Origin of the sequence: Streptosporangium sp. NPDC006013, assembly GCF_040614275.1 — a bacterium.
Taxonomy (GTDB): domain Bacteria; phylum Actinomycetota; class Actinomycetes; order Streptosporangiales; family Streptosporangiaceae; genus Streptosporangium.
Genome location: NZ_JBEXUE010000539.1, coordinates 1 through 6,411 on the forward strand (window position 1 = coordinate 1; position 6,411 = coordinate 6,411).

A 6,411-nucleotide genomic window follows, 5' to 3' on the forward strand; every position below is an offset into this window, starting at 1 on the left:
TGCCGATGCCGAGCGCGTAGGCGTTGAGCACCGACAGGACCGTCGCGAGCACGGCCACCGAGCCGCTGATCAGCAGGCTGTTCCAGAGCTTGCCGAACCCCTCCACGAGCGGGCGGCCCACGTCGCGCTTGAGCCACAGGCGCAGCAGGTGCCGGCGGCGCTCCGGCTCGGGCCAGTCGACGTAGCTGGTCCGCGAGTGCAGGGCGGCGTAGTTCAGCAGCCACTGGACGTCACCCGGCTGGAAGTCCATGTCGATCGGGAGCCCCTGCTCCTGGGTGATCTCGTCGTAGAGGTGCAGCAGCTCGATCTGCGCCTCGGTGAGCTGCGGCACGCCGGGGTACTTCTGGGCGGAGAAGATCATCGTGCTGCCCGCGTAGGTGCTGAAGACCCCGTCGACGTAGCTGCAGATCGGGGAGACGTAGGTGTCCGAGAGGGCGTCGGGGTCCTGGCCCCGCCAGTCCCAGTGCCAGGGCTCGAACAGCAGGGGAGCGAGGTCGGGGCGGCGGCGCAGGATCTCGTTGTAGATCGTCGTGCCGCTCACCAGGCTGCTGGAGCCGCCCTCCTTGGACGCGCGCAGGCACATCAGCGCCACCACGTCGGAGCTGTCGGAGTGGAAGGGCAGCCGGTCGCGCACCCGCGACGGCAGCGCTCCGGGGTCGTCGAGCGTCTTGTTGGAGGTCGCGATGACGTGGTCGAGCACGTTGCCGAGCTGGTTCTGCTCCATCGGCGTGCCGAGGTGCAGGCCCATCAGGAAGAAGATCGCGCCGGCCAGCGTGTCGCCGTACTCGGCGGTGCGCAGGCCGCGGACCAGGATGAAGCCGCGCCCGGCGTCCATCTGCCGCGCGCACTCCTCGATCATGCCGCGCGCGGCGACGAGCGGGTAGCTCTCCGCGGACACGTCGCGCAGGTCGGGGTCGTCCTCGACGAACCGGCGGCCGAGGGTTTCCAGCTCCTCACGCTCGGCGTCGTTGAGAAGGTAGATCCACTGGGTCGATCCGGCCAGCTCGTCACCACGCCAGGCGGAGGGGCCGGTGATAGGGGATGAGGAAAGGTCTGTGGTCATGATGCGCTCCGAGTGCTCGGGGTCGTCTCAGAAAGTGCTCGCCGGGGCGGGACACGTGATCCGGGCGGGAACGCGACGGGAGAGGCCGCACGAACCGGTCGTGCGGCGGAGCCCGCCGCGACGCCAGGGTCAGAAGGGAGTCTGCGGATCCCCGGCGGCGGTACCTGGGCGCAGGCCCTTGCGCGGCGGGCGGATCCGCATCGGATCCCTGAAGCAGGGCAGGCTGGACCCGGAGCCTGGTGCGGCTACCTGGGTCATGGTTCTCTCCTGCGGCTGGTGGTTCTTCCGCCACGCTAGACCGCTCCCAAAGGTTCCGTCAATAGAGATGTCGTCTCGCCCTCCGTTACGCCTGTGCGCCTCTGCGGCCCTCCGGGCGGGGACGGCCTCAGCGGGCCTCTCCGGCGCGGCGCTCCCGCTTTCCCCGTGCGATCTCGGTGCCCAGGGCGTCGAGGCGCTGGGTCCAGAAGTGCCGGTAGCGGTCGAGCCACCTGTCCACCTCCCGCAGCGGGGCGGGGTCGACGGCGTACAGGCGCCGTGTTCCCTGGGCGCGCACGGTCGCGAACCCGTTGTCCCGCAGCACGCGCAGGTGCTGCGAGACGCCGGGCTGGGAGATCCCGAACTCCTCCTGCACCACGGCGCTGATTTCGCCGGCCGCCCGCTCGCCATCGGCGAGCAACTCCAGGATCCGGCGCCGGACGGGGTCACCGAGAACGTCGAGTGCGTGCATGGCCTCACTATCCCAGTGTCGGCTCATATGCGGGAATTCCGCGGCCGACCGAACCGTTCGGCCGCCACAATATGCCTCCCACCTGGACGTATGCGCCGCGGGATGGTGCCATGGGAGGAGAGGGATGCCCGGAGAGCCGGCACCTGTGATCCAGGAGGCCACAGTGAAGGCAACCATAGGTGACAAGCTGATCGTGGAGGGGACCCACAGCGGCGACCCTCGCAAGATCGGGTTCATCGTCGAACTCCATCACCAGGACGGAAGCCCGCCCTACGTGGTCCGCTGGGAGGACGACCAGCACGAGAGCCTCGTTTTTCCTGGGCCTGACGCCCATGTGGTGTCGAAGACACCGGACTAGAAGGCGTTTCGCGCCCGTTTGGTGAGAATTGCCGATGGCGGGGCGGCCGGGACCGCTCCGCCACGGACACCGGTGATCCCATCGTGTCGCGCGGGCTACGATCGCTGATGTGCAGCAGCGTGAATTGGGTGGAACCGGCAGGCAGATCGGCGTCGTCGGGCTCGGCGCGTGGCAGTTGGGGGCCGACTGGGGTGAGGTCGGCGAGGACGAGGCACTGGCCACCCTCAACGCGGCCGTGGACGGCGGGGTCACCTTCGTCGACACCGCCGACGTGTACGGCGACGGACGGAGCGAGCAGATCGTCTCGCAGTTGATCAAGGACAGGCCCGGGCTGACCGTGGCCACCAAGATGGGCCGCCGTGTCGCCCAGGAGCCGTCCGCCTACACCCTGGACAACTTCCGGGCCTGGACCGACCGCTCCCGGGTCAATCTCGGCGTCGACACCCTCGACCTGGTGCAGTTGCACTGTCCGCCCACCCCGGTCTACTCCTCGGACGAGGTCTTCGACGCCCTCGACACCATCGTGGAGGAGGGCCGCGTGGCCGCCTACGGGGTGAGCGTGGAGACCTGCGAGGAGGCGCTGACCGCGATCGCCCGGCCGAACGTGGCCACCGTTCAGATCATCCTCAACGCCTTCCGGCTCAAGCCGCTGGAGAAGGTGCTCCCGGCGGCGGCCGCCGCCGGGGTCGGCATCATCGCCCGCGTCCCGCTGGCCAGCGGCCTGCTGTCCGGCAAGTACGACGAGTCCACGGTCTTCGCCGCCGACGACCACCGTACCTTCAACCGGCACGGCGAGTCCTTCGACGTCGGCGAGACCTTCTCCGGGGTCGACTACGCCACCGGCCTGGAGGCGGTGCGCCGCCTGGCCCCGCTGGTGCCGCCCCAGATCACCATGGCGCAGTTCGCGCTGCGCTGGATCATCGACCAGCCCGGCGTCTCCGTGGTCATCCCCGGTGCGCGCAACCCGGCCCAGGCCCGTGCCAACGCGGCCGCCGCCGCGTTCGACGCGCTGCCCGAGGCCACTCTCCAGGGTGTGCGGGAGATCTACGACGAGCTGATCCGCCCCCAGGTCCACCAGCGCTGGTGAACCGCCGTGAGTGACGAGGGCCGGGTTCCACGCGGGTGTGGAACCCGGCCCTCGCCGGCGGATGAGGGCTTTCGCTGTTGTGACTCTGTCAGGTGAACCGAGCAGGCACAGTCCGGCCTGTCGTCTTTCCTCGGTCCCGCTCGCGAGCGCGGAGACGATCGGAGTCGCGTCGGCGGGGCTCGCGCCAACCTGTTCGCAGGAGCGGGCGGAGACCTAGTGTGGAGCCGTGCAGGGATTATTGCTCCGTCTGTCGGCGCTGGACACCGACGCGGAGAGCGCCGTCCGCGTCATCGCCTACTTCGACTCGCTGGTGCGGAGCCACGTGAGCGTCCCGGTGCTGCTCCAGGCCACGGCACGCCTGGCACAGTGCCCGGTCGGCCTGGTCGACGCGCTCACCGGCGGGCGGACGCGGGTGATCCCCGGCGGGACGCCCGAGCCGTCCGCGGCGCCTCCCGGATCGGTGCTCCGCCGTCCCCTCGACTCGGACCTCGGCACGGTGTGGATGGAACGCGAGGGGCAGCCGCACGGCCTCGACGAGATCGTGCTGGAACGCTTCGCCGGTGCGGCGGAGCTCACCCTGGAACGGGCCGCAGCCCAGGCCCAGGCCGTCCCCGACCCCGCCCTGGTGGAGCTGGTCCTGTCAGCCGACACCGGAGAGGTCGAGCGGGCACGTGCCCTGCGGCTGCTCGGCTTCGGCCCGGCCGCACCCCTGCGGGTGCTCGCCGTCCTCACTCACGATGCCCACGACGACGCCCGGGACGATCCGGAGTCCCGTGACGGGACCCGGGTGGCCGCACGGCTGCGGGCCACCGGCCGCCACGCCCGTGCCGCCCGGATGGGCGACACCGTGGCGCTGCTGGTGAGCTCCGGCACCGACGGCGCGGGCGAGCCACCCGAGATGCCGGACACCTGGCGCGTCGGTGTCGGCCCCGAGACGCGCGGAGCCGGGGCCGCGGAGTCCTGGGCGGGGGCGCGCACCGCCCTGCGCTTCACCGGCCCGCACCCGGCCGACCGGGTGGTCGACTGGGCGGATCTCGGGGCGCTGGCCCTGTTCGCGACCCACGTGCCGGACGAGGCCATCGCGGACCTGGCCGACGTGCGGGCCGTCGAGGAGCTCTCCCGCCGACCGTACGGCACCGAGGCGCTGGAGGCGGTGCGTGCGCTGTGCGCGGAGGGGACGATCCGCAGGGCGGCCATCGCCGTGCACCTGCACCACAGCTCGCTGGCCGCGCGCATCACGCGGGCGGAGGCCGTTCTCGGCTTCTCCCTCGCGGACTCGGCGGGTCGGCTCCGGGCGCACCTGGCCATGCGGTTGGTGCGCCTGCGCCCCACCGTCGGAGAAGCCGTCAGGCAAGCAGGGCCCGGCGCAGCACGGCTATCCGCTCGGCGGCGGCCCGGCGGCTGATCTCCGCCTGCGGGAGCATCCCGTCGAAGCCGTGGAAGGCACCCGGGTAGAGATGGAACTCGGTGGAGACACCCGCCTGAACCAGCCGCAGGGCGTAGTCGACGCACTCGTCCCTGAAGACCTCCAGCTCACCGACGTCGACGTACGCCGGGGGCAGGCCCGACAGGTCGGCCGCCCTGGCCGGGGCCGCGTACGGGGAGACGTCCTCGCCGCCTGCCCGCTCACCCAGCAGGGCCTTCCAGCCCAGGAGGTTCGCCGCCCGGTTCCACACGATCGCCTCGGCGAACTCCAGGCTGGACGGGGTGGTGTTGCGGTCGTCCAGCATCGGGCAGATCAGCAGCTGGAACGCCAGGGCCGGGCCGCCCCGGTCGCGGGCGAGCAGTACGGTTCCCGCGGCCAGACCGCCTCCGGCGCTGATCCCGCCCACCGCGATGCGATCCGGGTCCACCCCCAGTTCGACGGCGTTCTTGGCGGTCCACACCAGGCCCGCGTAGCAGTCCTCGACCGGCGCCGGGTCCGGGTGCTCGGGAGCCAGGCGGTAGTCGACCGAGACGATCACGCATCCCAGTTCGGCGACGTAGTCGTTGAGGCGCGCGTCCTCCATCTCGACCTCGCCGAGGATCATCCCGCCGCCGTGGATCCAGTACAGGCAGGGAACGGCTTCCCGTCGCCCGGCCGGACGGTAGATCCGTAGCCGGATGTCGGGGTCGCCGTCCGGACCCGGCACCGTTCGGTCCTCGATCGTGACCCGCTCGTCCGGCGCGAGCGGAGCCATCGCGGCGCGCGCCGCGCTCAGCTGGAGACGGATGCCGGGCAGGTCCTCCAGCCGTAGGGCACCGAGGTCCGCGACCGGCAGGGGGGTCGCCTCAAGGGCGGCAGCCAGTCCGGGATCAAGGTTCGGATGAAACGCCATGTCACTCCCATGAGATCGGTCCCTTCCGTCGATCATGCGTGAACCCGCACCCCTCCACAACCGCGACATGGCTGGGATGAGGGCACCGCCGACCGCCACCCGGCGGCCGCCCCTCGGTACGACGAGAGGGACCCGGCCGGCTCGGGTCCACGTGTGAGGGGGGAGAGGTGAATTCCGTACCGATCGCGGAAGCCGCCACCGGAAATGAACCCCGATAAAAATCATTGGCGCCGGGGGCCGACTTTGCCCTTCAATGAACAAAGGCAGGGGCACCCGCTCCGGCTCAGGGAAAGGAGCGGCCGTGAACCACGGTGCATCGCCGGTGTGGCAGCTGAAGCTACCCGCGTCTTCCCTGCTCAACAGTCTCGGTCAGGTCCCAGGACGGTCAGGCGGATAAATCCCGAAAGGGAAACCGCCGAGCCGCCAGAGACCCCGTCGCAGGCGGCTTCTTTATTTCTTTGGCCGGGTACGGCCGCTTTCGCGGCGGTAACCGGACGGCCGGTTTCCGAGATGGACAACTTCACAGTGCAGCACGTTGAACGCGAATTCGTTCGGGCTCCCCTTCCGGAGGGCGCGAAAGGATTCACCCCCGGGAGATTCCGGGGAGACACGCCGCAGAGGCCGAACCGGTAAGGCAGCCGGCTTCCACCCGGCAGGACGGGGTTCGAGTCCCCGCTGCGGCTCCGCCCTGAAAGAAGAGGGCCATGGGACTGGGACTCGGCGAGGGGAGTGGCGACCCCCGCCCGGTCGGCAGGCCCGCAGCAGAAAGAGTCATGGCGGCACGGGCGGCCCGGCCTTCAGGCTGACCGGTGTGAGCCGCTCGGCTCTGCCGACGCGGCTGCCTCGGCAGAGCGCGAG

7 protein-coding genes and 1 tRNA gene are annotated in these 6,411 nt (G+C 70.8%); 4 read left to right on the forward strand and 4 right to left on the reverse strand.

Annotated features, from left to right (window positions below; all coding sequences use genetic code 11):
- The 3 genes from ABZ260_RS44230 to ABZ260_RS44240 form a co-directional block, all read right to left on the reverse strand.
- Window positions 1-1,063: TauD/TfdA family dioxygenase (locus tag ABZ260_RS44230; RefSeq protein ID WP_355630011.1), on the reverse strand; the 1,063-nt coding region annotated here is incomplete at its 3' end.
- A gap of 129 nt (window positions 1,064-1,192) precedes the next feature.
- Complete coding sequence (locus ABZ260_RS44235; protein WP_355630014.1) at window positions 1,193-1,321, reverse strand: hypothetical protein; 129 nt, start codon at window positions 1,319-1,321, stop codon at window positions 1,193-1,195.
- A gap of 127 nt (window positions 1,322-1,448) precedes the next feature.
- Window positions 1,449-1,790, reverse strand: a complete 342-nt coding sequence (locus ABZ260_RS44240; RefSeq protein WP_350928608.1) for a metalloregulator ArsR/SmtB family transcription factor — start codon at window positions 1,788-1,790, stop codon at window positions 1,449-1,451.
- 163 nt (window positions 1,791-1,953) lie between these two features.
- Here ABZ260_RS44240 and ABZ260_RS44245 point away from each other — a divergent pair, with 163 nt between their 5' ends.
- The 3 genes from ABZ260_RS44245 (at window position 1,954) to ABZ260_RS44255 (ending at window position 4,640) form a co-directional block, all read left to right on the forward strand.
- Window positions 1,954-2,148, forward strand: a complete 195-nt coding sequence (locus ABZ260_RS44245; RefSeq protein ID WP_355567776.1) for a DUF1918 domain-containing protein — start codon at window positions 1,954-1,956, stop codon at window positions 2,146-2,148.
- A gap of 109 nt (window positions 2,149-2,257) precedes the next feature.
- A complete protein-coding gene (locus tag ABZ260_RS44250; protein WP_355630017.1) occupies window positions 2,258-3,235 on the forward strand; it encodes an aldo/keto reductase in 978 nt (325 codons plus the stop codon).
- A 226-nt stretch (window positions 3,236-3,461) separates the two neighbouring features.
- Entirely contained in the window at window positions 3,462-4,640 is a 1,179-nt protein-coding gene (locus ABZ260_RS44255) for a helix-turn-helix domain-containing protein (protein ID WP_355630020.1), read from the forward strand.
- On the opposite strand, the gene ABZ260_RS44260 is transcribed toward ABZ260_RS44255, so the two are convergent.
- Window positions 4,582-5,553 (reverse strand): alpha/beta hydrolase, encoded by a 972-nt coding sequence (locus ABZ260_RS44260; protein ID WP_355630023.1) that lies wholly within the window; start codon window positions 5,551-5,553, stop codon window positions 4,582-4,584. The two genes, ABZ260_RS44255 and ABZ260_RS44260, sit on opposite strands and share 59 nt — an antisense overlap.
- A 611-nt stretch (window positions 5,554-6,164) precedes the next feature.
- On the opposite strand from ABZ260_RS44260, the gene ABZ260_RS44265 reads away from it, so the two are divergent.
- A tRNA-Gly gene (locus ABZ260_RS44265) sits at window positions 6,165-6,236 on the forward strand.
- Window positions 6,237-6,411: the final 175 nt, after the last annotated feature.

Excerpts from the sequence above, each read along its gene's own strand:
- ABZ260_RS44260 (WP_355630023.1), bottom strand. The coding sequence starts at position 5,553 with ATGGCGTTTCATCCGAACCTTGATCCCGGACTGGCTGCCGCCCTTGAG.
- ABZ260_RS44235 (WP_355630014.1), bottom strand. The coding sequence starts at position 1,321 with ATGACCCAGGTAGCCGCACCAGGCTCCGGGTCCAGCCTGCCCTGCTTC.
- ABZ260_RS44240 (WP_350928608.1), bottom strand. The coding sequence starts at position 1,790 with ATGCACGCACTCGACGTTCTCGGTGACCCCGTCCGGCGCCGGATCCTG.